Annotated in this window: 31 protein-coding genes; 10 read left to right on the top strand and 21 right to left on the bottom strand. The window is 31.1% G+C overall.

Annotation, left to right across the window (positions count from 1 at the left end; translation table 11 throughout):
- The first annotated feature begins 153 nt into the window (after positions 1 to 153).
- Positions 154 to 432, top strand: a complete 279-nt coding sequence (locus EG342_RS09855) for a helix-turn-helix domain-containing protein (protein ID WP_103291426.1) — start codon at positions 154 to 156, stop codon at positions 430 to 432.
- Here the strand turns inward: EG342_RS09855 and EG342_RS09860 are convergent.
- The 16 genes from EG342_RS09860 to EG342_RS09935 form a co-directional block, all read right to left on the bottom strand.
- On the bottom strand, positions 419 to 817 hold the full coding sequence (locus tag EG342_RS09860; RefSeq protein ID WP_103291423.1) for a hypothetical protein: 399 nt from the start codon (positions 815 to 817) through the stop codon (positions 419 to 421). The genes EG342_RS09855 and EG342_RS09860 overlap by 14 nt on opposite strands.
- A 93-nt stretch (positions 818 to 910) precedes the next feature.
- Positions 911 to 1,813, bottom strand: a complete 903-nt coding sequence (locus EG342_RS25370; RefSeq protein WP_213084024.1) for a hypothetical protein — start codon at positions 1,811 to 1,813, stop codon at positions 911 to 913.
- 815 nt (positions 1,814 to 2,628) lie between these two features.
- Entirely contained in the window at positions 2,629 to 2,838 is a 210-nt protein-coding gene (locus EG342_RS09870) for a hypothetical protein (protein ID WP_103291416.1), read from the bottom strand.
- Positions 2,835 to 3,092: an HNH endonuclease gene (locus EG342_RS25680; RefSeq protein ID WP_103291413.1), complete on the bottom strand. Its 258-nt coding sequence runs from the start codon at positions 3,090 to 3,092 to the stop codon at positions 2,835 to 2,837. The genes EG342_RS09870 and EG342_RS25680 overlap by 4 nt, the downstream gene beginning before the upstream one ends.
- A gap of 2 nt (positions 3,093 to 3,094) precedes the next feature.
- The gene (locus EG342_RS09880) at positions 3,095 to 3,847 is read right to left on the bottom strand and encodes a hypothetical protein (protein WP_103291411.1); all 753 of its coding nucleotides are present in this window, start codon (positions 3,845 to 3,847) and stop codon (positions 3,095 to 3,097) included.
- Positions 3,844 to 4,032 (bottom strand): putative quorum-sensing-regulated virulence factor, encoded by a 189-nt coding sequence (locus EG342_RS09885; protein ID WP_103291408.1) that lies wholly within the window; start codon positions 4,030 to 4,032, stop codon positions 3,844 to 3,846. The genes EG342_RS09880 and EG342_RS09885 overlap by 4 nt, the downstream gene beginning before the upstream one ends.
- A 3-nt stretch (positions 4,033 to 4,035) precedes the next feature.
- Positions 4,036 to 4,218, bottom strand: coding sequence for a hypothetical protein (locus EG342_RS09890; RefSeq protein WP_103291406.1), 183 nt, complete (start codon positions 4,216 to 4,218; stop codon positions 4,036 to 4,038).
- A complete protein-coding gene (locus EG342_RS09895) occupies positions 4,215 to 4,661 on the bottom strand; it encodes a hypothetical protein (protein WP_103291403.1) in 447 nt (148 codons plus the stop codon). The genes EG342_RS09890 and EG342_RS09895 overlap by 4 nt, the downstream gene beginning before the upstream one ends.
- A gap of 179 nt (positions 4,662 to 4,840) precedes the next feature.
- On the bottom strand, positions 4,841 to 5,152 hold the full coding sequence (locus EG342_RS09900; RefSeq protein WP_103291399.1) for a hypothetical protein: 312 nt from the start codon (positions 5,150 to 5,152) through the stop codon (positions 4,841 to 4,843).
- Position 5,153: 1 nt separating this feature from the next.
- Positions 5,154 to 6,026, bottom strand: coding sequence for a YqaJ viral recombinase family protein (locus EG342_RS09905; RefSeq protein ID WP_103291396.1), 873 nt, complete (start codon positions 6,024 to 6,026; stop codon positions 5,154 to 5,156).
- Positions 6,016 to 6,450 carry a hypothetical protein gene (locus tag EG342_RS09910; protein WP_027378147.1) on the bottom strand — a complete coding sequence of 145 codons (435 nt, stop codon included), beginning with the start codon at positions 6,448 to 6,450 and terminating at the stop codon, positions 6,016 to 6,018. Before EG342_RS09910 ends, EG342_RS09905 begins: the two co-directional genes overlap by 11 nt.
- A gap of 17 nt (positions 6,451 to 6,467) precedes the next feature.
- A complete protein-coding gene (locus tag EG342_RS09915) occupies positions 6,468 to 7,607 on the bottom strand; it encodes a hypothetical protein (protein WP_103291394.1) in 1,140 nt (379 codons plus the stop codon).
- Positions 7,608 to 7,714: 107 nt separating this feature from the next.
- Positions 7,715 to 7,912: a hypothetical protein gene (locus tag EG342_RS09920; RefSeq protein WP_123868067.1), complete on the bottom strand. Its 198-nt coding sequence runs from the start codon at positions 7,910 to 7,912 to the stop codon at positions 7,715 to 7,717.
- A complete protein-coding gene (locus EG342_RS09925) occupies positions 7,909 to 8,229 on the bottom strand; it encodes an FtsZ/tubulin family protein (RefSeq protein ID WP_103291392.1) in 321 nt (106 codons plus the stop codon). The genes EG342_RS09920 and EG342_RS09925 overlap by 4 nt, the downstream gene beginning before the upstream one ends.
- Before the next feature lie 55 nt (positions 8,230 to 8,284).
- Positions 8,285 to 8,482 (bottom strand): hypothetical protein, encoded by a 198-nt coding sequence (locus tag EG342_RS09930; protein ID WP_103291390.1) that lies wholly within the window; start codon positions 8,480 to 8,482, stop codon positions 8,285 to 8,287.
- 6 nt (positions 8,483 to 8,488) lie between these two features.
- The gene (locus EG342_RS09935) at positions 8,489 to 8,728 is read right to left on the bottom strand and encodes a hypothetical protein (protein ID WP_123868068.1); all 240 of its coding nucleotides are present in this window, start codon (positions 8,726 to 8,728) and stop codon (positions 8,489 to 8,491) included.
- 161 nt (positions 8,729 to 8,889) lie between these two features.
- Between EG342_RS09935 and EG342_RS09940 the strand changes: the two genes are divergently transcribed.
- The 9 genes from EG342_RS09940 (at position 8,890) to dcm (ending at position 18,003) form a co-directional block, all read left to right on the top strand.
- Positions 8,890 to 9,612: a S24 family peptidase gene (locus tag EG342_RS09940; RefSeq protein WP_103291386.1), complete on the top strand. Its 723-nt coding sequence runs from the start codon at positions 8,890 to 8,892 to the stop codon at positions 9,610 to 9,612.
- A 16-nt stretch (positions 9,613 to 9,628) separates the two neighbouring features.
- On the top strand, positions 9,629 to 9,895 hold the full coding sequence (locus tag EG342_RS09945; RefSeq protein WP_123868069.1) for a hypothetical protein: 267 nt from the start codon (positions 9,629 to 9,631) through the stop codon (positions 9,893 to 9,895).
- On the top strand, positions 9,895 to 10,149 hold the full coding sequence (locus EG342_RS09950; protein ID WP_103291383.1) for a hypothetical protein: 255 nt from the start codon (positions 9,895 to 9,897) through the stop codon (positions 10,147 to 10,149). Before EG342_RS09945 ends, EG342_RS09950 begins: the two co-directional genes overlap by 1 nt.
- A gap of 350 nt (positions 10,150 to 10,499) precedes the next feature.
- Positions 10,500 to 11,708 carry a site-specific integrase gene (locus EG342_RS09955; RefSeq protein ID WP_103291343.1) on the top strand — a complete coding sequence of 403 codons (1,209 nt, stop codon included), beginning with the start codon at positions 10,500 to 10,502 and terminating at the stop codon, positions 11,706 to 11,708.
- Between the two features lie 53 nt (positions 11,709 to 11,761).
- Positions 11,762 to 14,263: a DEAD/DEAH box helicase gene (locus EG342_RS09960; protein ID WP_103291341.1), complete on the top strand. Its 2,502-nt coding sequence runs from the start codon at positions 11,762 to 11,764 to the stop codon at positions 14,261 to 14,263.
- Positions 14,264 to 14,376: 113 nt separating this feature from the next.
- A complete protein-coding gene (locus EG342_RS09965; protein WP_123868070.1) occupies positions 14,377 to 15,294 on the top strand; it encodes an AAA family ATPase in 918 nt (305 codons plus the stop codon).
- Positions 15,278 to 16,405: a DUF3871 family protein gene (locus tag EG342_RS09970; RefSeq protein WP_103291378.1), complete on the top strand. Its 1,128-nt coding sequence runs from the start codon at positions 15,278 to 15,280 to the stop codon at positions 16,403 to 16,405. The genes EG342_RS09965 and EG342_RS09970 overlap by 17 nt, the downstream gene beginning before the upstream one ends.
- Before the next feature lie 76 nt (positions 16,406 to 16,481).
- Positions 16,482 to 17,042 (top strand): hypothetical protein, encoded by a 561-nt coding sequence (locus EG342_RS09975; RefSeq protein WP_123868071.1) that lies wholly within the window; start codon positions 16,482 to 16,484, stop codon positions 17,040 to 17,042.
- The gene (gene dcm / locus EG342_RS09980; RefSeq protein WP_103291374.1) at positions 17,035 to 18,003 is read left to right on the top strand and encodes a DNA (cytosine-5-)-methyltransferase; all 969 of its coding nucleotides are present in this window, start codon (positions 17,035 to 17,037) and stop codon (positions 18,001 to 18,003) included. The genes EG342_RS09975 and dcm overlap by 8 nt, the downstream gene beginning before the upstream one ends.
- On the opposite strand, the gene EG342_RS09985 is transcribed toward dcm, so the two are convergent.
- Genes EG342_RS09985 through EG342_RS10005 form a run of 5 tightly spaced genes read right to left on the bottom strand, consistent with a single transcriptional unit; the run spans position 17,989 to position 23,556 of the window.
- Entirely contained in the window at positions 17,989 to 18,711 is a 723-nt protein-coding gene (locus EG342_RS09985; protein ID WP_103291370.1) for a hypothetical protein, read from the bottom strand. The genes dcm and EG342_RS09985 overlap by 15 nt on opposite strands.
- Before the next feature lie 21 nt (positions 18,712 to 18,732).
- Positions 18,733 to 20,040: an LlaJI family restriction endonuclease gene (locus EG342_RS09990; RefSeq protein ID WP_103291368.1), complete on the bottom strand. Its 1,308-nt coding sequence runs from the start codon at positions 20,038 to 20,040 to the stop codon at positions 18,733 to 18,735.
- Positions 20,033 to 21,949 carry an AAA family ATPase gene (locus EG342_RS09995; RefSeq protein ID WP_103291366.1) on the bottom strand — a complete coding sequence of 639 codons (1,917 nt, stop codon included), beginning with the start codon at positions 21,947 to 21,949 and terminating at the stop codon, positions 20,033 to 20,035. Before EG342_RS09995 ends, EG342_RS09990 begins: the two co-directional genes overlap by 8 nt.
- A gap of 2 nt (positions 21,950 to 21,951) precedes the next feature.
- Entirely contained in the window at positions 21,952 to 23,133 is a 1,182-nt protein-coding gene (locus tag EG342_RS10000; protein WP_103291363.1) for a restriction endonuclease, read from the bottom strand.
- Positions 23,134 to 23,556 carry a very short patch repair endonuclease gene (locus EG342_RS10005; protein WP_103291360.1) on the bottom strand — a complete coding sequence of 141 codons (423 nt, stop codon included), beginning with the start codon at positions 23,554 to 23,556 and terminating at the stop codon, positions 23,134 to 23,136.
- Positions 23,557 to 23,606: the final 50 nt, after the last annotated feature.

Consider the following 23,606-nt stretch of genomic DNA (forward strand, 5'->3'; position numbering starts at 1 on the left):
GATAAATTTTAATTATTGAATCAAAACATTCTTTTGATTAAGTTGTTTCAAATCTAAAACAAATTTTGATAATATCCAAATTTATTTTGGATTTATACCTTTTTTATCAAAATAAACTTTTGATACTCTATCTTTGTAGGATAAAATAATATTATGAAACTATTAAGATTAAAAGACATTATTAATGAGCGTAATTTGAAAGGAGAGGATGTGGCAAAAGATTTAGGCATAACTACGACCACTCTTTCAAATTTAAATCAAGGAAACACGTTTCCAAAAGCTGATATGCTTGTAAAACTTGCAGAATATTTTGATATTGATATTCGGGAACTTTTTTACCCAACTAAACCAGAAAACAATCTACAAGAACTTTTTATTAAGCAAGAGGATGGTATTTTTAAGTCTATTGGATTCTTGTCTAAGAACTCATAATCCATCTTTTTAGACAGCTGTTTTGCTCAAATGCATTAACGATATGTGTCAAATATTTGTCTTCTTTACGTGACACTAGAAAATATCCGGTTACTGTTGAAGAAGAAATAAAAACATAAAAGTACTCGACATTATTTCCTCCAGATCCAATACAAAGTATTTTAGCATTGTAGTCTTCTGGAAGAGGTTCGTTATTGATTGCTTTTACACATATAGCTGAAATCTCTGAGCTTGCAGGTTTTAAAACTTTTCCTCCTTCTTTTATTTGGCCGGATTTAAAGTCTATCTCGATTAGATATTTCGGGTCATATTCGAAAGTTTCAATATCAGATGAACATGATGCCAAGAGAATCGATAGAATTAAACTAATAATTAAATTTTTCATGGTTTAGATTTTGATTTTCGTTTTTTGTAAGGATGAAAAGTCTTGTCAATTCTGTTTTTCTGATAAGTCTGGATAAGACTTCTTAATTCTGGTTTAATCTTTACGGGTTTCATTTTTAACATTTAATCGTTTCCAATGTTGCATCCATATTTCTTCTGATGATTCATGAAGTTTTAAATAGATGATATAGTTTTTAATCATTTCGTTCTGGAATTCCAGATATGCGTCTTTTTTAATCAATTTTGGTAGGGCAGTACCATCTGCACTTAGTTTGCCTTCTGCAGTTTCTGGAGCATAATTTTTTAAAAAATTCTCAACAAAAACTAATTTTACTCGGTCGCCTTTATCTTTTTTAATCAATTCGTAAAAAATGGGAGTAGCTAAAGTTTTTCCATCAGCTTTGAACCTGTGATAATCCTTTCGAATGTTTTCTAATGTTAAAGCTTCGTATTCTTCAGGGGTCATTTTCTTTTCCGGAGGGGAGAGAAATTTTTGAATTGAATCTTTAGCATTCTGGTATTTTTGATCCCGGATTTTGAAATCTATGTAACCCATTTCATATTGTGCAAAATGCGCTTGATTAATCTCACGGAAAAATCTCACTTTCTCACCGTCAATTTGCAACAGTCCTTTCTGGGCCATACTAATAGCAATCATGAATTCCTTTTCTGTCAGATCTGACCTCTTTGCATAGTCAATAACCCTGTTTAATGCTATGTTTGTAGGGCTTAAAGCATCTTCCGGATCATCATTGCCATCATCTTCAATTTTAGCATCTATCTCAAAAACCACTTTATTTGCGAAAATCATTCGTGCGGCTTCATTGCAGTATCTAAGTTTCGGTTGTGAAATTTCCGCCGTAACTGTTTCCGGCAGCTTGCTTACGAGCTCGTTCGGCAAGTATGGCAGCAGTGGATCTTTTCCCACCCTTGCCAATTGTATTTTCTGGACGGTTGTTAACTCCGTTGTTTGAGTTGTAACTATTTGATTTTCCATTTTGTTCTTTTTCTACCCATTGATATTTGAATCCCTGCCAACTATTCTCTGCACAGTGCCTAATTGCTTCAGGAAATGGATAATTATGTTTTTCACATTCCCTGAGAACAGCATCAATAACACTTTCTGTAAATGAAGCTCTTTTCTTTTTCCGGGCCTCAATCCAATCATCAGCATGTTTTTCTAATGCTCCAAGACCAATAAGCTTTTTCTTAAAGTCTGCCTGATTGAAATATTTTTCTTTTTTTGCGCAACTTTTTTCTTTTTTTTCTGATTGTTGATTTGCCAGATCTGATTGTGGAAATAATTCTTTAGATTCTTCAATTGAAATAAAACCTTGTTTTGATTCTTTTTCTAAAAGAATAGAGTTTGGTTTAGTATTGTTTAGTTTATTAATGGTATCGGTTTGCGTAACGGTTTGTGTGTCGGCTTGTGTAACGAATTGTGTTTCATTTTGCGTGTCACTGTGAAACGCAATGACTTTGTAAATACAACTTTGATTGCCTTTTCTCTCTTTGAAATCCAGTCTGCCAAGTTGTTTAAGCGTGTTTCTAGCTCTGATTATCGAAGATTTACTTAAACTCGTCTTCACCTGTAGTGTTGATATAGCCACCGTAAATTCTACTTTCCATCCCGACTTATTATTTATATGCATCATAGCATGCCATAAAGTAATTACAGAATCAGAAACGGAATTTAGTTCGAGCCAATCGTAAAACGAATTTATTTCTTTGATATAGTTCATTCTTACCAATGAGTTTTTAGTATTCTGTTTTTCTTAGGAATAAAGATCCTAATGATGATATGGGATAGTCTCATTTTGTTGGAAGTTCAATTTTCAAAGTTTTAATATCCTTATGGCCAAGTGTAATGTCAAAATACTTATCAGGACCGTTTTCAAGGCTTTTAAAAACTATTTTTTGAACTTTGTAACCGGACAGCTTAACTTTATTAATCCCCTTGTATTTGTACCGGAATCCGTTAATAATCACTTCCTGTTCTAGTTTTAAATCTGTTACCTTCATATTTGCATATTTTTTTGATGAACCTCTGTCAGGTATTCTTTAGTAAGTGTATTGGCGTGTGCTTTCTCATGGCAGGTTCTACACAATGCAATAAGATTTTCAATTTGATCTTGTAGATGTTTTGTTTTGCTGCCGAACTCTGATCTTCTTTGAATGTGGTGAATCTCGGTTGCTTGTTTATGGCAGATTTCGCAATGATAGAACCCGTTATGAGAAGGAAAAAAAGCAAGATAATTTTTCGTGTGCTTTTCCATTTTTACCCATCAACTTTTTCAATATCAAGGTATTTTGAACTGAAAACTGAATCAATGACAGCTTCACACGGAATTACTTTTGCAGATTGAAGTATTAAATGAAATTCTCCAAGATCATTTTCCTCTTTGAATTTGTTGGTTAAAAAGGCTTCAATTAATGCTTTTCCGTTTTCAGCGTTTAATGCTTTCACAATAAATCCATTGTTGTATGAGTGTTCATCCTTTTCAATTTCAACTTCAATCATGTAGAATTTCAGCTCGCCATCATTTTCCTGTGAAACATTTGTGATAAGAACAGCATTATTCAATTCTTTAACTCCTGCAATTCCAAAGTGCCCGGGATAAGATTGTTCAATAAAGTCTTTGGCAATATCCAATGCAACAAATACTGAATTGGCATACATATAAATATTCTTCTTTTTACCTCCGATTACTGCAGTAACACACCAAGTTGAGGTTAGATATTCATCTGAAAATATTCCATCCCTTTTTTGATTACTTACATCCACTCTGGCAATATCACCAGAACTTAAATGAAAGTCTACAATTTGTAAATTGTGATTATCTAAAAGAGTTCCTATGTCAAGGATTATTTCGTTACGTTCGATCGAAACAACCTCACCGCTATCTTCATCAACAAAATCTTCATTCCAGGTTCTTAACAGTCTTTTTGCCAGATACATCCCTTTCATTTCTTTCAGATCTGATGTGACGAATCTTATCTCTTGATGTTTGGTTTCTAATTTATTTGTCATTTTTTAGATTGTTTTTTATTGCGTTCAATTTCAGTTTCAAGAACATGAAGGTTATCTTCAATGTATTCTTTCACAGGTCCGGCACACTTTCCTTCTTCATACAGCCAAATAAGATATTCAGCTGGTACATCTTGCATTTGCCGACCTTTATGAATTCCGTAAGGCATTATGTCTGTATCTTCCATAAATTATTTAGTATAAGTTTCTTCTAAATTTTTTCTAAATCTTTCGACCATTTCATCAATGGTGATTTCACCTGATTTTACAGTTTCATCCAATTGCTCCATGCTTAATTGTTCATCTTCTTTCCTGTCATAGTAAGTGAAGTCAGAACATAAATCATCTATTGTATTGAGAATTATTTCTTTCATAGGTAAATTTTGTTGTGATATTGTTCTAATTGATTTTTGATTTCATCCAGATGCACAAGATCTTTCGGTTCCGGCAGGTATAGATTTAATGTCCGAATTGAATAGTCTCTAAATCTTTCAGTTGCTAAAGACATTTCTTCAGTGTTCAATTCTGCTGAACTTTTCCAACGATCGCGAACCTCGCCCGTCTGGTAGTTGATAAACTCCGTTTTGAAAATATCCGGATTCACTATTTTTTTAAAGTGTTCCTGTTTGATTTCTTCAAGCATATCGCCATATTCCAACGCGTACCATCCAAGAATTAAATGCAGATAATTGTTTTGACTGTAAGTCCTGTTTTTTTTCTTTTCCAAAACTTCAATTTTTGCTTTTTTATCAAGTAGGTGTTTAATTCTGTTGATTGCTTTCTTTTTCATTTCAGGTATGGAAGTATCGAAAATCATATTAAATCTTTTTTACAGTTACTTTCTTAATTTTTAAGTGTTGTTTTAGAAAGTTTTCTTTTTCTTCTATTGAGGTGTTTGGATTGAACTTCACACCTTCAATTACATTCTTATCAAACTTTTTGAGACTTGTAGAAAATAAAATGTAATCTTGATCTTTCTGGTCATTGTCAGGATATTTATGATATGTTATTATCCTTTTGTAATAGATTATCATTCTTACTTTCAAATTTTCTGATTAAATTATCTTCATGATTATCAATGTAATCTTTAGCTTTTTGAAGTAGATTAGAAAGTAATCCGAAAGAATAATTTCTTTTATATAGTTCAGTAAAACCTTTTCCATTTTCTTTACTGATACTCATGGATGCACCGTTGTAGGTTCGTAATCTGATAACATATCCCTTGTATTCGGTTTTTGATATGGTTTCAGTTCCATTTTTCAATTCTTTTTTTGTGAATTGAACAAAATCAGAATTTTTGTTTTCCATTTTACCAATTGTTTAAAAAGATTTGTTTTTGATTTTCTGCCATTTTTAGGCGGGTTTTGATTTTCTGAATGTCTTCTTCATTCCTATGAATTTCGACCACATGGAGTTGTAATTCTTTCTTTGTAAATCGATCATCATAATCAATGAAGTAGCATTTCTTTCGTCCGGTTGCTAAAAAGTTTCCTTGAATCTGCCAATAATAATCTTTCTCATGTTCCTTGAAATCAGCTTGATTTTTGATCTTTTTAACTCTAAAAGCATGAGTTTTGCAGTCAGGACATTTCACCTCAATCATGTCATCAGCATCAATCAAACCATCTGGTGTACCTCCGAAATATGAACACAATTCAACGAATTCTTGATTTTCTCCTGTTGCATAACATTTAACATCATACTTTTGTTCAAACATCAAAACTGCTTCAAGTTCCTTTTCATTTCCACGATCCATTGAATCATTAGAAAATCGTTTTACACTTTGTCCTTCTGTAAGAATTTCAAGGGCTTTTTCTTCAATGTATGTTAATGCTCCTGTTGATAAATGTTCGCTAAATTGGAAGTCCGGTTTGATAATTTTTCTTATTAATGATTCTTCAAATCCATATTCTTTTGATAAATCGGAAGTCGAATATTTATCATTTCCTCTTGGTTTGTATTTATTTCTGATTTCTTCAACTTTTGAATCTGTTAAATTCAAATAATCAGTATCTGCCATTAACCGTCCTAAATCAGAAGATGTAAACTTTCCAAGTCTGGATTTGAACCATTCTTCACGTTTCCTTTCAGCTTCTGCAGTTCGCTCAATTGAAGCAAGAGCCGCCTCGTGTTCGGCTCTTAATGCTTCAAAATCAACAACAATGTTATCTTTAGTCAGCATTGTCGAAAAGATTTATATTTAATTCATCAACATCGAATAATGGAATATCATTTCCACCTGTTGTTTTTGTTGATCCAGTACAAGTGATCCTAACACCTTGACCGATTTGCGTGTTCATTAATGCCTGTACAAGAACTGTTTGACCAGCAACAAAGGCTTTCGCTCCATCGTGTAATTTTGCAAGGAAATAAGTGTTTCCTTTGCCGTCTGTTGCTTCTTTAAACCCAAGAAAGAAACATTCAACTGGCTTTCCTTGTTCAGCAATCCATTCTTCCTTTTTCTGGTATGAAACTGTTAACTTTCTGTTAGTATCAGCATTCTTTAATGCGCCAATAGCATTTGTTGAAGGCATGATAAATGTGATTTCACCGTTCTTTGGATATAATTCCGGTTTTTGTTCTGAATTTTGATTTTCGTTTGACATTGTAGTATGATTTTATATTATTTGAAATTTTTAATTACAGAAACTGCATCTGAAATTGCATCCTGAATTCTTTCCATTGATCTGATGAATTCAGCTTTTAATTTTTCGTCTTTTATTTCTGGATCAGCAATTGAATATTGTAAGCTTTGTAAGAACTCAACAGCTTTTTGCTTTTCTGGTTTTAAGGCTTCAAGCCTTTCCGATTCTGCTTTTGCCTTTGCTTCTGCTTCTGCTTTCTCTTTTGCAGCACGTTCTGCATCTTCCTTTTCTTTACGTTCTGCATCTTCTTTTGCAAGGCGATCAGTTTCAATTTTAGCCAAATGTGCTTTTTCTGCTTCCAGTTCTTCGCGTTGCTTTCTCAACTTTTCTTCCTCAGCTTCTCGCAGTTTTCGGGCATCTTCTTCTTTGGCTTTTAATTCTGCATCATGTTTTTCTTTTTCTGCTGCCAGCTTGTTGCGTTCTTTTTGTACTCTTGCTTCTTCTGCTTTTCGATCAGCTTCCATTTTTGCTTTTTCAGCATCCAATTTTGCTTTTTCTTCCTGCAGTCTTATGTTTTCAAGTCTTTGCGCTTCTGCTTCTTCAAGTGTTTTGATTTTAGATGAAAAGGCATTTTTGAATTGAATCAACTTTTCATTAAAGTCAAGTTCAAATTCTTCAAATTGAGAAACATCCGTTTTATAAAGACCTTCTTCAAAATCAACTTTTAATGATTCAATGGTTTCAAAAGAACATTTATTGATTTTCATATAGGCTTCATCAATAATGCAACTAATCGAATTCTTGATGTTATTCTTTCTCTCTTCTTCCAGGCGCAACTTTTCTTGTTTTTCCTTTACCTTCAATTCTTCCCATCTTTTAACTTCTTGTTGCTGCTTTTCTTCGTGTGGTCGGGTAATGGAAATAAGTTCTTCACTAGCCCCTGCAACGGTTTCACGAAACTTTTTTATTTTAGAAGCAATTAGTTTGTCCTGATTCTGAATTTCAGTTCTGGCAGTGACAAGGGTTGTTCTGGCCTTCTTTGCTTCATCAAAAGTTTTATTGTCTATAATTTCAATGAAAGGGTTTTCCTTGACAATTTGAAGCTGTTTTTCGCGCATTCCTTGTAATTCTGGAAGTTGGCTGACATCTAAGGTTTCAATTTTTAATAGTTCGTTCATTTTGAAGTTTTTTATCTTTTAGAAATTTGTTAAGTGCTTTTAGTTCTCTACCTGATAGTTGATCATGCCCCAGTCTTTTACCATTGACATAATACACGCCCATATCATTAATGATTTCTATTGTTGTGTTTTCCATGGTTGGGGCTGTTTAAGTAGTTGGTAAATTCTTTATGATAGTACCGGAAGAATCCAAAGAAAACGTAGATGAATAAGGGGAAAATAAAATCTATTGGATTCTGATTTTCTGATATTGCCAATACATAAGCAGTATTGACAAAAAGAATTATTGTTAATGCTGTTTTCATACTATGTTAAAGTTTAGATGGTTTTGTAAGTGGTTTTCTATTTCTCTTTTTTCACGAAGAATCAAAGGGAGATCTTCACATTCTATACTATCATATGCAGATAGAAAATGAACTTTAAAATGCTTTACAGAGTTTCCCCATTCTGGGTTTTGATCTATTTCAATTTCAAGATTTACATCAACAGAAATTTCATCATCTTCAAAAAGCGTTACATCGATATCTAAAAATCTATCATTTCCAGATTCTATGTTGATTAACATATTTTGCTTTTTTATTTGGCTGATTGGATCCAATAGTGTTAAATTTGCTGTATTCATTTGTTTGACTTTTAATAGTTGAACATTTCGCCATCTGTTGCTGCAGGTGGCTTTTTTATTTGTATGAAGCTCTTATTCTTGCTTCCATTTCTTCAAGCCTTGTAGACTTGTTCTGTTTCGGTTGCTTCGGTTCAATTGCCACATTTCCCCGGAGTGCTATAATTTCAGCTTTAACATGAGATATGTCTCTTAGGACACTCTTCTCAATTTTTTCTAGTTGTGACAAAAGTGCTGTCGCTTGTTCTTCTGTCATATTTTTTTATTGTTTAATAAGTTCTTTTCTATTGTTTATGACTTTTTCAAGAGCAGAGACGGTTTCAAAGTGATTCTTTTGATAAACTCTGAAAAATGCTTTCTCAACAGATGCAGTAGGAATATCAATCATTTCAGAAACAAGCTTCCAATCTCCATGTCTTTTCTTTTTAAGAAGATCTTCAAGACTTTTTATATATTTCTTTTCTTCTGCACTTTCTGGAATCAAGGAAAACTTACTTTTCATAGGTATTTTTACGGTATTTACGGGCTTCCTCATTTTATGTCTGTTTTTTGTCTTATTTTTGTCCTGATAACAATACAAAAGTATAGCATTGCTATAATATATACAATAGCAAAGCTATTGTTTTTGTGTTAAAGTTTTGTTAAAATTTTAAATATTTGGCAATGAGTGTTAAAGAAAGGTTGAAGAAGTACCTTAATCATAAGGATATTAAGAGTATAGAGTTTACTGATTCTATTGGGGCCTCACAAGGCTATATAAATGCTATCAGAAAATCTATTTCCCCAGATAAACTTGCTATAATAAAGATAAAGTATCCAGATTTAAATATTGATTGGTTAATTTATGGTGATGGTCGGATGCTTTATGATATAAATAGCAATGCTATTGTTGAAGAAGTTTATAAAGATGTTATTCCAAAAATTTATCCAACACATTTGGAGGTTAGAGTGGTAACTAATAAAGCAAGAGGAGGGTATACGGATAGTTATTATGCAGATGAGTATTTAAAAGATTTGCCAGTGGTATTAGTAGAAGCAGACAAGGAATATAAAGGCAAATATTTAGCTTTTGAAGTTGATGGAGATAGTATGGAACCAGAATATTATCCTGGTGATATAGTTATATGTAGGGAGGTTAAAAGGGATTTATGGCAGTATAAGTTACATTTTAAAGAGTACGATTTTGTAATTGCTCACGGAACGAAAGGGATTATGTTAAAAGAAATAGTAGATCATAACATAGAAACTGGAGAAATTACTTGCCACTCCCTAAATAATGGCGATGGAAGAAATAGCGATTTTATTTTGAACTTAAAAGAAGTTTCATTCTTGTATAATATTGTGGAACATCGTAGAAGTGGAAAAGCTAAAAGAAGACATAGATAATTAAAAGCAAATAAATATGAAAAAGGTAATTATATTAATTCCCTTATGTTTTTTAGGTTGTAGTAAAGATGATGATTCAGCCTGTTTTCAAACTTGGAATGTTACAGAGTATTGTACACGGTCAACCGGATGTAGTATTGTTGGTTGTGGTGAATCTCCAAAAACTCTTGAATCCAGATTTAAATGTGATGAGGTTCAAGGAGTAAAAAATGGAGACGTAATAAATTATAAAACTGTTGAATGTGCAAAGTTTTATAGAAAGTATAATTTCAAAGTAAACTAATGATTGAATCAGATAAAAATATGTTGAAAGCTATTGATATGCTAAAACAGTCGAAGGTAATCAAATTCAAAACTGAAGCTTACTTGGTTATGAATCTTAATACGGTTTATGTTCATAAGGTCAAAAATCCGGATTTAGAAAAGTATAGAAATTATTATCATTTCACAGCAGAACATATCAGATTATTTTGTACACAATATAAAATCAACGCAAACTTTATCTATGGATTTGAAACAAATATGTACCGGAAATAGGATAAAAATTAAGCAATTTTCGGGTAACTTTTCGGGTAACTTTTGAATAAAAAAACAAACAATCTTTAAAATAATAATTCCGTAAAGGGTTATCTTTCAGTCGATTAATAATTCATGATGTATAGGGGCATTGCCTCATAATCAGGTGGTCCCTGGTTCGAGCCCAGGTGGGACCACAGAAAAGCACTCAATTTGAGTGCTTTTTTTATTTCTATACTGTAGTTCAGTCTTTTATACTTACATTTTATCAATAATTCTAGTTTCTATAGTTCCTTCTGATGGAGAAAAGGCATATAAAAAGGCACATCTTCATCATTAAAAAGGCATACCCTTTAAAATTTATTAATTAAATGAATTACAATAAATTACATATACTATTTGTGATAGATAAAACCAATGTGAATACAAAAGGTAAAGCTCCATTGAGGTGTAGGTTAACCTATTCAGGAAAAAGAAAGGTTTTTTCTACAGGATTATTTATTATTTCTAAACAATGGGATAGTAAACAACAATTAATTAAGCCTCCTAATGAAGAAAATACATTTATTAATACTTCACTAAGTCTGGTTAAGAATGGAATTAATCAGGCTTTTTTATTTCTACAGGTTAGTGGAAATGATTTTGATATTAACGATATTTACTTACAATACAAAGGAGATATTCCTAAGCAAGACAAAACTATACTTCAGCTTTTTCAAGAACATAATATAAGAGTTGAAAAACTAATAGGGAAGGAGTATTCTATAGCAACCTTATGGAAGTTTAAACAAGCGAAAGAGTTGTTAAAAGACTTTATAAAATCTCATTTCAACAAAGCTGATTATCATTTTAAAGATTTAGACTTGAAATTTATTCAAGATTATGAGTTTTATTTAAAAACAGAAAAGTCTTTAGCTATTGCTACTACTAATAAGATGATACAAAGGTTCAGGAAAATTGTCAAGGTTGCTCTCTCAGAAGATATTTTACACAAGGAACCTTTTACTAACTATAAAGTAAAACATATTAAAAAAGAAATAACTTATTTAACTGAAGAAGAATTAGCTAAGCTTGAGGAATATCAATTTAAAGCTGAAAAATTGCAGATGGTTAAGGATATGTTTGTATTCTGTTGTTATACAGGTTTGGCTTATAGTGAGATGGTTAATCTTGAAAAATCTCATATTATAAAGGGATTTGATGGTAATGAATGGATTAATATGATGAGAGGAAAAACTCAGCATTTGTTAACAATACCTCTGTTTACTAGAAGTAAAAGAATCATTGATAAATATGACTATGTTGATGAAAAAAGAGTTCTTCCTAAGTTAAGTAACCAAAAGTTTAATGTTTATTTGAAAGAAATAGCTGATATAGTTGGAATAAATAAAAGGCTTACTCATCATCTAGCAAGAAGAACCTTTGCAACAACTGTATTACTTTTTAATGATGTCCCTATGGAGATTGTATCACAACTTTTAGGGCATTCAAAAATTACTATAACCCAGCAACATTATGCTAAGGTAGTACAGAAAAAGGTTAGTGAGCAGATGAATAGATTGAATTCTAAGTTGAAATAACTTAATATTAGTTACTATGTTCTATTTTTACTAAATATTTAATATTATTTTATATGGAGTCAACTAATAGCCATTTTGATGGTTTTCCTATAGATTTTAAAGAAATAAATAAGGAGGATTTTCCAGATTTTTCTGTGAGTGATAAAGTAGTAATAAGTCCAAACGATGATGGGTTTATTGGTCAGGCTATTATCGATAATATAGATTTGCAAGAAAAAAATACAGTAGTTATTAATGCTGCAGTAGGTCAGGGTAAAACTACAGCTATAATGGAAGTGGTAAAAGACTATTATGATAATACTGATTATTTAATATTCATAGTTTCACCATTTACGAGTTTAGTTGAGCAATACTATAAAAAAACTGCTAGTATAGGAATACCCGAAGAGGATATTTATAGATATGAGCTAATTGGTAAGGATATGTCTAGAGATGCGTGGAATAGTAGGGTTCAGATTGCTACAGTGAATTGTTTATTAGGTAATCCAGGAGAGGAATCTTTAATAAACAGCGAAGCTAAAAGAAACTATATAAACTACTTAAAGCGAATGTGTGAAGAAAGTGGAAAAAAGGTAGTTTTTATCTATGATGAAATCCATGATTCCATTCATAATTTTAAAGAAAGATATATTTTCAACTTATGGAAATGGAAAAATGTCATTCATAAGAATTTTATATTAAGCGCCACTTACAATGAAGCTTCTAAGGTTGTAATAGAGTATCTGGCTGAGCTTACAGATGATAAAATTCAAATTATAGAATCTGAAAGAAAAGTGTTTATGGATAAGCAATCAGAATTATTTTTACATTTTAATACTGCAAGTAGTTATTCAGAAAGTAATGATGGTATACAAGCAATAGTTGAGGATTTAGTTAGAAAAGGAAAGAAAATAGATATTCTTTCATATTCTAAAAATCTTGCAGATAAAATATGTAATAATATAGATTCAGGTATTGGTAAGTTATTGTTTGATGCTTTTGGGGAGATTAACAATTGTACTTCAGATAGTAAATATTCATTTGGAGATATATTCGTAAATAGGTATAATCCTGAGAAATGTAATGTAGGGACAAACTTTAAATCTGGAGTAAGTATTGAAAAAGAAGATCATGCTTTAATCATAATTCTTCCTCCATTAGGTACAAAAGGAAATTTAAGTAATTATGGAATATTTTCAGATGGAGTAAATTCCATTATCCAAGCTTTAGCAAGACAAAGAACTAAAGGAGAAATTCATATTGTTCTCCCTCCACCTGATAAGTTTGATTCGACTACATTAATGATGTCTGAGGAATTAAAAGAAAGATTTATGGATTCCTATGAAGTACATCAGGATTACAAAGCCTCAAATGATAGATTAGTACAATATTATTCTTTTAATCAACAGGATGAACTGCTTAAAACTTTTTATGATGAAGTAATTCATGAAAATGTTAGAGATGAAGAGCAACATATACAAACCTTATCAAGAGAAAATAAACTTTCACTAACTTTTCCTAGTTATAAAAACTATAAAATTTTGGAGGGAGAAAAGTATTTTCCAAAATATCATAAATTTTTTGGTGGAGATTTATCTTCATTTATCTTATATTCTGCATTAACAAATCAATTCGTTAATTGTAGACTTGCAGATACAAATGCTAAATCTCTCTTGATTTTTGAAGAAGGGAAGATTCAATGGAAATTAGAGCAATTTTTAAAAGAGTATCTAGATGAAAATTTTTTGTGGCTTCTTCAGACTACTACATCAAAGTATTTTTATAATTATCTTAAGGATGAGATATTTAGTAATTATAAAGTTTTCTATAAAGATTCTGTTGGAAGAAAAGAGATAATTAAGGATTCTCATAAAAATTTTGAACAACAGCTGATAGCTTTTGTCCAAAGGAAGTTTTATCCCCAAAATAAGATTTTTAATTTTCAGTTTTACTCTACTAGTGGGTTTGTTATAGATGCTTCTTATCCTAGAGGGGAATATTTAATGTCATGTATATCACATGCTTTAAAAATGAATGAAACTCCAGATGATATTTTAGACAGTGATAAATTAGTGGTACAAGCTTATTTGGACTTAAATTATTTTAGAGAAAAAATGTTGAACTCAATAATCACAACTAGAAGAGGTCAAAGGTGCTTTCCTAATGATGTACCAGAGAATTTTATTTTACCTGATGAAATGGACAGGTATAGTAGAATGATTGAAGTCTTAATTACTTATGACCCTGTTATTAGTAAAAACCTGTTTGATTTTAAGAATCTATTTACAAGAAGTAATTATTCACAAGCTGAAAGAATTAAAGGTTTTTATAATTATATGAAAGTTGATTTTTTTAAAGGAAAGGCTAAAAAATTTAAAAGCTCAACAATGAATGGGTATTATTTTATAATAGAGGAGGATGTGGTTCTTCCAGATTCTAATTTAGTAATGAACTTTCTTAGTGTAGAAGATTTTAGTATTCCTGAAGAAGCAATGCCAACCTTAATAATAGATGCTGATGGAAACCCTTTTATTCAATATCTAAATGGAGATAGAGAGGCATTTAGCATTTCTTAAACTTCTATTTCCGTATATATCCCTATAGAGTACAAAAACGAAATTGGAAGTTTCTAAAAATCCCTACAGAAATTGTAGGGATTTTTCATTATTTAACCTTAAATCAATTTATTATGCAATTAAGACAATCACAAAGACAACAGGTAAAGCTCAGATTAGGATTATCCGGAGCAAGTGGATTTGGAAAAACCAAATCAGCCTTATTATTAGCCTATGGAATGACACAAGACTGGAGCAAAATAGCTGTTATAGATACAGAAAATTCCTCTGCTTCCTTATATTCAGACCTGGGAAATTATAATGTTTTGGACTTACAAGCACCTTATAGCCCTGAAAGATATATCCAGGCTATTGAATTATGCGAGAAATCAGGCATTGAAGTTATTATCATAGATTCAGCTAGCCATGAATGGAATGGCTCTGGTGGATGCTTAGAAATTCATGAGAAATTAGGTGGCAGGTTTCAGGATTGGGCTAATGTAACTCCAAGGCATCAAGCATTCATCAACAAGATATTACAGTCAAGCTGTCATATCATTACCACCACAAGAAGAAAGATGGATTATTCTTTAGATATTGGTAGCAATGGTAAGACTAAAGTCGTGAAACATGGAACAAAAGAAATCACTAGGGATGGCTTTGAATATGAACTCACTATCAATTTTGAATTAGTTAATGATAATCATTTGGCTAAAGCAAGTAAGGATAGAACAGGACTATTCATGAATAAACCTGAGTTTCTGATAACCCCTCAAACTGGTAAGGTGATTCTTGACTGGTGTAATTCAGGAACTATTAACCCAACCCAGGTAACCTCTTCTATGCCTAAACAAAGTTACCTGGGTGCTAATGAGATTAACACTCTGATTAGTAAAATTGGAGATTGCAACACAATTAATGACCTTTTGGCTCTTTACAAACAATTTCCCCAATATCAGGAAGATTTAAAATCTGAATATGAAGCCAGAAAATCATTTTTAATCAAATTATCCAACCCTCAAAACTTTTCAACTAATGGAATACACAGATAATACAGCAGTAATGGAACTGCACAATGTCCAAAGAAGCAGTCACCTTAACCTGGAGGCTGTAAATATCCAAGAGGCAGAGGTGTTTTATCCAAGCAAAATGAATGAATGTAAGGAGGTTGAACCAAGAAGTGTTCAACCTCTTTTGATTTCTGATACAGTCAGTACAACTATTGGTACAACAGGCTCTGCCTATGCTCATAAGCCATTCATTGAAGCCAACACCTTACAAGTTGATTTAAGCCACCTTAAAAGTGACTGCATCATTCCTGTGTTCAGTAAAGACAATGAAAAGACTATTGCCCATCAAGAGTTTATAGATATTGTGATGAATACAATATTAAAGCTGTTCCCACATCACAGTATCAGCAATCCTGAAATTAGGGTATCACATCAAATCAAGGGCAGGACACCTGATGCCATATACAAAAGTGCTAAGGAATTATTAGACCATGAGAAGACCATTTACTATGAAAGAATGGCTTTTATTATTCAAATACCATCTATTGTAGACACTATCAATGGTAATGAATTAGCTCTAACTTTGGGAGGAGTACGAAGTTATAACCTGGAGAACCTTTACAACAAGAAAACCTTTGAAAAATTCAAGTTCTTCATTGGCTTTCAAAATAAGGTTTGCTGTAATTTATGTGTTAGTTCTGATGGTTTTGTAGAAGAAATGAGAGTTGGAAATTATCATGAACTACAGGAGAAAGTTACCCATGTGATTCAAAACTACAATGCAAAAAGTCATCTGGAGGTTATGAAGTCATTATCTCACAGTTATCTTACAGAGCATCAATTTGCCCAGCTCTTAGGCAGGTCAAGACTGTATCAACATTTACCTAAAAAAGAGAGATTAGCCATACCAAGTCTGAACTTTAATGACAGTCAGCTTAGTACAGTAGCTAAAGACTACTATGAAGATGAAAACTTTTGCAGAAATGATGATGGAGATATTAACCTCTGGAATGTGTATAATCTCTTTACACAGGCTAATAAGAGCAGTTATATAGACACTTTCCTTGACAGGAATTTGAATGCTTTTGAGTTTTCAAAAGGTATTCAGAAACTACTTAATGGTAACTCTAATTATCATTGGTTTTTAAGCTGATCTTACTTCCTAGTTTTTTATTGGTGCATATTTAAACCTCATGAATGATTATATTTGTAGTCAAAAAATCATATTAATGATCCATTTTATAAATAATGTACTCAAATATAAATCTTTATTTCATATCATAGATATTCCTTATAGGGACATTCATTTAATACAAAAGAAAGTGATTAATGATCTAAAACTAAATAATTTAAATCAGCTGAGAGATAAATTTGAAGGTGAGCAGTATTATAAGAATAATCTTCACAAATGTTTACCAATCTTAGCTCTTGAAAAACTATTTACCAAAAGAATTTTTGATTGGGATAATTTAGATCTAAAGAGTATCCAGAGTATACTCACAATTGAAAATACTAAGGTATATTTAAAACTGTGTGAATATGGGAAAACTCCAGAGGTTGAGAAAGATATAGATGGACCTGTGATTTTTTTTGTTTATGATGATAAAAAAGAAGTATGGATATGTGGACTTGCACGAAAGGAGACTATAAGCAGGTTTCAAGGTAAAGAAAGAACAATAGGTATAGGTTCAAGAGCCAAAAGAGTTGTTGAATTTATAGGATTTGAACATTTAAAAAACTTTAGTTCATTTGAAGAACTATCATTAATTGTAAAAGAAGAAAATGAATAAAAAATTCACAGTAGGAAGCTTGTATGCTGGTATAGGAGGAATTTGTTTAGGATTTAAAAAAGCAAAATTTAATATTTTATGGGCAAATGAATATGATAAGAATGCATGTGTAACATATAGACAGAATTTTTCCCATCAACTATATGAGAATGATATTATATCTTTTGATATTAATAAGCTAAAGAAAATTGATGTGCTAGCTGCAGGATTTCCATGTCAGCCCTTTTCAGTAGCTGGTTATAGAAAAGGATTTACAGATGATAGGGGAAACCATTTTTTTCGTATAATGGAGATTGTTGATCTAATTAGACCTAAAGTAGTTTTCTTAGAAAATGTAAAAAACTTAGTGGGGCATGACCATGGTAATACCTTTAAGGTTATACAAGAAAGCTTGGAAAGCAGAGGTTATACATTTGATGCAAAAGTTTTAAACACTAAAGATTATGGAGATATTCCTCATAATAGGGAGAGAATCTTTATGGTTTGTTTTGATAAAAACATTTTACAGTACCCAGATAATTTTAAGTTTCAGTTTCCTAAAAAAGACCCTTTAAAAAGGAAAATAAAAGATCTTATTATTCATGAAAAAGTTGATGATAAGTTTTACTATGGAAAAGATAAATATATGTATCACATGTTAGAAGAAACTATGACAAAAGAAGATACTATTTATCAGTTCAGAAGGCAGTATGTAAGGGAAAATAAATCTAATGTATGTCCAACACTTACTGCAAACATGGGAACAGGAGGACACAATGTTCCTATGGTTAAAACAGAATTTGGCTTTAGAAAGTTAACTCCAAGAGAATGTTTTAGATTTCAAGGTTTTCCAGATGATTTTAAGCTTCCTGAGATTGCAAATTCACACTTATACAAACAAGCAGGTAATTCTGTAAGTGTTCCTGTTATTGAAAGACTTGCAGGTAAAATTTTTGATGTACTTGAGTCAAAGATCCTTTAATTTATTATACATCAAGTTAATGTCTTTTAAATCACCACTTTGGATGTAATAATTGTCAGCATCCATTGTGGTTTGATTTAGTTTATCCCCTTTTTTGAGTATGTATTCCCTTTTGATTATTTCTTTTAAGGTTTCGTGTGATAGAACTCCAGGAATATCAAAATACAAATCCTGCATATTTAAGATCTTAGACATTTTTTCTATATCAGAATCTCCATTTTTAAAAAGATCTTTTAGGTTAGGTTTGATTCTGACACATACAAAATAATCATATATAAATGCTCCTCCATCTGGTGTGTAGGTTCCATTTTCATCCCAGTCTTTACATTCTAGTAAAAATAAATTTGCAAAGAATGCCATAGATTTCACATTAATATTTTTGCCATTTGCAACTATGTCTCCATGATCCCATATTCCTTTTTCAAATATTCCTAAATCAACTCCAGAAGTTGTAATATCATTTTTTTTTAATTCATCATCCAAAATTAACTCTGCAAGCTTACCTTGGAAAGTGTTAGCAAAAACCTCATCTGGAGTCCTAATTAAACTTCCTCCACTTCTATGATCTCTGTGAAACCCTTCTCCATATGCCATTTCATATGCAAATTTGAAAGCTATACTAATAAATTCCTCTTTAACCATATTTTCAGTAAAAGGAATTTTTTTAGTTATCCTGTATATTCCATCTTTAAATTCAAGTCTGCTCATCTGTATTAGTTTTAGTTAAAATTAAGAAATTAGCTCTTTTAAATTTGTAACTTCTAAGCTTTTATTCTCCAGATACATCTGCTGCCAGTCTTTAAATGGACATAAAATAATTAATATTTTTTTACCTGGGTATAACTCGTATTTAATATCTCCAATCAATATTATATTATTAATTATAACAGCATGCTCATCTTCTTTAAGTTCTGAAAATTCATCCTCATTTGCTGGGAAAAGAAAAAAGTTTCCAATTGCTTTTTCTATTTTATTCTCAATATGCTGTTGGTATTGAAACTGTTTTAAAATGTCTTTGTATCCTGGTTCTCCAGATAGAGTGCTTTTAAATTTTAGGCTGTAATACTTTGCATCAAATAGATAGGTATTATTTTCATTATCATTTATAATAATATCTGGTAATAATATACTTTTAGATTCATAATTATTACCTAAAATATCCCATTTAGGTCTTGGAAAATAAGAGTTTTTTGAATGCTTGTACTTCCATATCTGCTTACATATGTCTTCCCAAATAGTTGAATATGCTTTTGTACCATACAAAGACATATCATTTTCCAAAGCTCCAGTCTTACTTCTAATTAAGAATATTAATGATTTTATTAAATATATTTCTCTGTCAGTATAAACAGTTTGTAATAACTTTAGAAGATGATTTATTAGCTGCTCTGGATTTCCTATTTCACTTAGATTCTCTTCGTAATCAAAATCAAAATTAATAAGATCTATTCCTAGAAATACTGAATATTTTTCTGAAATATAATTTAACCCCCACTTTTGAATAGCTGCTGTTAAGTTAAATATATCTTCAATTATAGTGTGATTTATAGTATCAGTATAAACTGGCTGACCAGAAGAATAGATTGGATCAATATCATTAACTGTATGAACCCAGTGAATGTCTCCATTCCCATTTATTTCGTACAGTCTATCTCTGTAAGTGTAAATTCCATTACTTTGAAAGTCCTCTAATAAGAACTCTGCAATTGCTAATTCAGAACATTCAGGATTATCAGGCTCTATGTTGAAAAAATCAATTCCATCAAATAGATGTCTATTGGTTTTTGTATATCTTTTTAAAGTTTTAATTGTTAATAAGGCAGACTCTTTTAGCTCTCTAGTGTATATTTTAGGTATAACAGCAAATGCGACACTTCGTACAGATACAACCCCAACAAAAGTAAACTTATAATAGGTATTACTCTGCTCAATTATACCTCTTAAGCCTAATGTGAATAATTCCTCTTCTGAAAAAGAAATCAACAATTCAGACTTAGTATATGACTTTTGTTCAATATAAATAACAGGATTATTCAAAAGCTAAAGTTTCATCAAACACATTATTTCCTTTATCATACTCTTCTGCTATTTCAGAAAAGGTCTTCAAAGAACTTTTAAATATTCCAGTTTTATATCTTAAAACATCTTCTTTTAGATACAGAAGCAGTTTGTTTTTAACTGATTTCTGATTTGTAATTTCTCTTTTATTTAAAAAGAAAGGACCTACAAGTTTATCTTCATGAATTCCAAGCTCAAGAAGCTTTTGGTTTATGATTCTTCTAAAAGTATTCCATTTAAGTTCTGGCTTGCCTTCAAGGAAAGGCATATTGATATTAACATCATTTATATGGATTTCACTCTTATTAATTCCTAGATGTTCAAAGCTCCAGCGTCTTTTAAAAGCTGTATCAAGAGGTAATACTCCTTGATCTGCATTATTCATGGTTGCCCATATATATAGATTTGAAGGGATTTTAATTTCAGTCTCAGCAATATTTCTCCCTCTTAGATAATCATATATTGAAGTTTCTAAGGTAATAGGATATTCACTCTCTCCATTATCATTTCTATCAAGCAGTTGAAATAGCTCTCCAAAAACAGCAGTAGTGTTAGCTCTATTCAACTCTTCTATCAGTAATAAAAAATTGTGATCTGGATTTTTGACTGCTCTCTCATACAATATTAAAAAAGGTCCAGGTTCAAAGGTATATTCAATAACAGGTTCAACCTTATGTTCATTAATAGTAACCCTGTCAGAATTAAATATTGTTACTCCTGTTTCTTTGTATAGAGGTTTGGGTTTATATGAACCAACAAAGTTTCTATATGAATAACTCGAGTGGAATGTAACTCTTTTGTATAAAAGTTCATTAGGGAAGAGCTCATTTGCTCTTTTGTTCATTTCATAACTTTTACCTGTTCCAGGGGCTCCATATAATATTAGATTTTTAGGGAAGTCTTCTGAAATAGAATTAGGATTTACTTCTATGTTTGAAATCGTATTTAGTTTCATAAATCCTCCCTCAATAGCTCTAAGATTAGTAATGTGAAATTTATTTCCAAAAATTGTTGTTATTTCATCTTCAAGTTCTGGAAAGATGTCAAGTAAAATACCAATTAAGTTTCTGGCTTGTTCTATTGTTATGCTACTGTTAGCCTGATTTTGCTCATTTTTTATCATTGGTCCTATAAAAGGAATGCTATAACTATTAAAATAACCAATGAATTCGTGTCTAGAAAGCACTTTAGGTAAAATAAGCAATGGTTTTAACTTAATTTTGAAATATCTTGGGTTGTTAGTGTCATAACCTTTAGCATAGGGTCCATGAGTAATAATACAAATAGCACTTAATCCAAAAGCCCACTCAGGATTGTCACCATGTTGGTTAAAAAAAACAATATCGCCAGTATTAGTTATTGCTTCATGCTGATAAATTCCTCCAAATTCAAATTCATCTTCACCTGGACTAGCTCTATCTATTGATGTAACAGTTGTTTTAAATGAGTAATAATGTATAGCCATAGGATCCTTTATAATATACATATCATAATATATTTTTAATATAGGTGGAAGCTCACTAAAGTATTGACTAATATCAAAAGAATTACTTTCAGTACTCTTTAATGTTTTATTATCTAGAGTAATATGAAAGTGATATTTTCCATCCTTTGGTACACCATGGAATCCATTGATTAGATCATTAATAATAGATGAAGGAATATTGAAATATCCTTTGGGTCCAAAAAGAATAAATGCTGTTACCTCATGTTCTTTATAAGAATCAATATTATCACTATTAATAGTGAACCAATAGTTATTGTTTTTCCTTTGAATACTTGAAAATCTTATTACATATCTATTTTCTTCATTTGAATAAATATCTCTTGTAGTTTTTTCAGCAGCTAAGAAATTTGCCATTTCTTTTTTTTGTTCTCCTTGTCTCATTATTAAAATGCTTCTAAAAATGTTTCATACTCATCTAACTTTGTAAAATCTATGTAAAATTTATTATCTGTTGTTTTTGTTATTTTAACACTATCATAACCAATCTCAATAAGTCTATCATAAGTTAAAATTTCCCCTTCTCCTAAATTTAGAATATCTCTTAACATCCAATCTGATAGCGCATTATTTGGGTTGGTCATTAGTGCTTTTCCATTATCCTGACAGACTTTTGCAGAGAGCTCTTCTCCACTAGGAATTACTAACGTGAATGGAACTTCCCTTGGTGGGAGAAAGTTTGGTGCTAAATCTCTAATGTCTGCAGGTATAGGTATATATACTTCCCCATAGTCTCTAGCTCTTCCACCTGCATTCCATTGATTTAATTGGCTTTTTTCAGGAACTATATGATTTTGTCTTGAAGCTTTCCTTTTTGCAGAATATAATGGAAGTATAATGTAGTCCTCACCTGGAGCTAGTTCATTTTGAGTAATTTGATTAGTTGGTTCAGTATAGCTACTGATACTTTCAATTAAAGTGCTTGGATTAGCAATTGCATTTCTCAATAAAGAAATTGGATCATTAAGAATCTCAATTTCCAAAGTTTGGCAATTATCAGGTACTACAAACCTTTTCATTAATACACTTTTTGAGTGGTTAAAAGTATATTCATTAAAGGTATCTTTGAATTTTAATGTAACAGCTGTATCAGAAATTATTTCAATAGATTCTTTATCTACTAGATCATAGCTGTCTTCAAAGATTTTAATTACACCTTTATCTCTTCCAATTATATGATAAACCCTGTTGTTAGTATCATATGCTCTATCTGCAATTAAGATTCTTTCATTTCTTAGATCAGCCAATTTTTTTGCCAGCTCCATTCCTCTAAGTGTTCTAAGTAGGGAACTATCTGCATTAAATTCAGCTACTTTTTCAACTTTAGAATTACCATTCAATACGAAAGTTTTAATCCCAATTCCAAATTTATTTATAACTGCATCATATGCTCCATCAGCTCTAGCAAGATTTTCAGCATTAAAAACATCACAAAATATATTTTCAGCAATTCTATACTGAATATAAGGCTTATCAGATTCACTAAAAAGCTTCGAGAGAGCTCCTATAGCCTTTAACTTTTCATGATATTCTTCAATACTATGCTGTGCCTGTGTATTTAAAAACATTTAATTCTTCTTTAATTTTGAGATTTCTTGTTGAATTATTTCTAAGCAGGAAGAAAGATTTTTTTTAACTTCTTTACTCCAGAATCTTATCACTCTCCAATTGTTTGATAGTAGGTATTCAGTGACCTCTTTATCCCTCTGTATATTTCTTTCAATTTTTGGAATCCAATAGTCTCTATTAGTTTTTATTCTATTTTTTTGAGTTTCCCAATCTTTTCCATGGAAAAATTCACCATCTACGAATATAGCTATTTTATATTTGGAAAAACTTATGTCAGGCTTTCCAAGTATTTTTTTATTATTTTTTCTATATCTGTAACCCAAATTCCATAAAGCTTTTGCAAGCAGTACTTCTTCCTTAGTCTCTTTGCTCTTAATTGCTTGCATATTTTTTCTCCTTTGTTCTGGTGTTAAATTATCCATGATGTAAAGATTTATTATAATTCTTTATTTGCACTAAGTTAATCCATTTA

The sequence above is a fragment of the Chryseobacterium lactis genome (assembly GCF_003815875.1).
Classification (GTDB): domain Bacteria; phylum Bacteroidota; class Bacteroidia; order Flavobacteriales; family Weeksellaceae; genus Chryseobacterium; species Chryseobacterium lactis.

Coding starts and splice junctions, on each gene's coding strand:
- EG342_RS09925 (WP_103291392.1), bottom strand. CDS start 8,229: ATGAATACAGCAAATTTAACACTATTGGATCCAATCAGCCAAATAAAA.
- EG342_RS09935 (WP_123868068.1), bottom strand. CDS start 8,728: ATGAAAAGTAAGTTTTCCTTGATTCCAGAAAGTGCAGAAGAAAAGAAA.
- dcm (WP_103291374.1), top strand. CDS start 17,035: ATGAATAAAAAATTCACAGTAGGAAGCTTGTATGCTGGTATAGGAGGA.
- EG342_RS09910 (WP_027378147.1), bottom strand. CDS start 6,450: ATGTCAAACGAAAATCAAAATTCAGAACAAAAACCGGAATTATATCCA.
- EG342_RS10000 (WP_103291363.1), bottom strand. CDS start 23,133: ATGTTTTTAAATACACAGGCACAGCATAGTATTGAAGAATATCATGAA.
- EG342_RS25370 (WP_213084024.1), bottom strand. CDS start 1,813: ATGGAAAATCAAATAGTTACAACTCAAACAACGGAGTTAACAACCGTC.
- EG342_RS09870 (WP_103291416.1), bottom strand. CDS start 2,838: ATGAAGGTAACAGATTTAAAACTAGAACAGGAAGTGATTATTAACGGA.
- EG342_RS09885 (WP_103291408.1), bottom strand. CDS start 4,032: ATGGAAGATACAGACATAATGCCTTACGGAATTCATAAAGGTCGGCAA.
- EG342_RS09920 (WP_123868067.1), bottom strand. CDS start 7,912: ATGAAAACAGCATTAACAATAATTCTTTTTGTCAATACTGCTTATGTA.
- EG342_RS09905 (WP_103291396.1), bottom strand. CDS start 6,026: ATGCTGACTAAAGATAACATTGTTGTTGATTTTGAAGCATTAAGAGCC.
- EG342_RS10005 (WP_103291360.1), bottom strand. CDS start 23,556: ATGGATAATTTAACACCAGAACAAAGGAGAAAAAATATGCAAGCAATT.
- EG342_RS09915 (WP_103291394.1), bottom strand. CDS start 7,607: ATGAACGAACTATTAAAAATTGAAACCTTAGATGTCAGCCAACTTCCA.
- EG342_RS09995 (WP_103291366.1), bottom strand. CDS start 21,949: ATGAGACAAGGAGAACAAAAAAAAGAAATGGCAAATTTCTTAGCTGCT.
- EG342_RS09955 (WP_103291343.1), top strand. CDS start 10,500: ATGAATTACAATAAATTACATATACTATTTGTGATAGATAAAACCAAT.
- EG342_RS09860 (WP_103291423.1), bottom strand. CDS start 817: ATGAAAAATTTAATTATTAGTTTAATTCTATCGATTCTCTTGGCATCA.
- EG342_RS09960 (WP_103291341.1), top strand. CDS start 11,762: ATGGAGTCAACTAATAGCCATTTTGATGGTTTTCCTATAGATTTTAAA.
- EG342_RS25680 (WP_103291413.1), bottom strand. CDS start 3,092: ATGGAAAAGCACACGAAAAATTATCTTGCTTTTTTTCCTTCTCATAAC.
- EG342_RS09900 (WP_103291399.1), bottom strand. CDS start 5,152: ATGGAAAACAAAAATTCTGATTTTGTTCAATTCACAAAAAAAGAATTG.
- EG342_RS09895 (WP_103291403.1), bottom strand. CDS start 4,661: ATGATTTTCGATACTTCCATACCTGAAATGAAAAAGAAAGCAATCAAC.
- EG342_RS09880 (WP_103291411.1), bottom strand. CDS start 3,847: ATGACAAATAAATTAGAAACCAAACATCAAGAGATAAGATTCGTCACA.
- EG342_RS09965 (WP_123868070.1), top strand. CDS start 14,377: ATGCAATTAAGACAATCACAAAGACAACAGGTAAAGCTCAGATTAGGA.
- EG342_RS09985 (WP_103291370.1), bottom strand. CDS start 18,711: ATGAGCAGACTTGAATTTAAAGATGGAATATACAGGATAACTAAAAAA.
- EG342_RS09855 (WP_103291426.1), top strand. CDS start 154: ATGAAACTATTAAGATTAAAAGACATTATTAATGAGCGTAATTTGAAA.
- EG342_RS09945 (WP_123868069.1), top strand. CDS start 9,629: ATGAAAAAGGTAATTATATTAATTCCCTTATGTTTTTTAGGTTGTAGT.
- EG342_RS09930 (WP_103291390.1), bottom strand. CDS start 8,482: ATGACAGAAGAACAAGCGACAGCACTTTTGTCACAACTAGAAAAAATT.
- EG342_RS09950 (WP_103291383.1), top strand. CDS start 9,895: ATGATTGAATCAGATAAAAATATGTTGAAAGCTATTGATATGCTAAAA.
- EG342_RS09975 (WP_123868071.1), top strand. CDS start 16,482: ATGATCCATTTTATAAATAATGTACTCAAATATAAATCTTTATTTCAT.
- EG342_RS09890 (WP_103291406.1), bottom strand. CDS start 4,218: ATGAAAGAAATAATTCTCAATACAATAGATGATTTATGTTCTGACTTC.
- EG342_RS09940 (WP_103291386.1), top strand. CDS start 8,890: ATGAGTGTTAAAGAAAGGTTGAAGAAGTACCTTAATCATAAGGATATT.
- EG342_RS09970 (WP_103291378.1), top strand. CDS start 15,278: ATGGAATACACAGATAATACAGCAGTAATGGAACTGCACAATGTCCAA.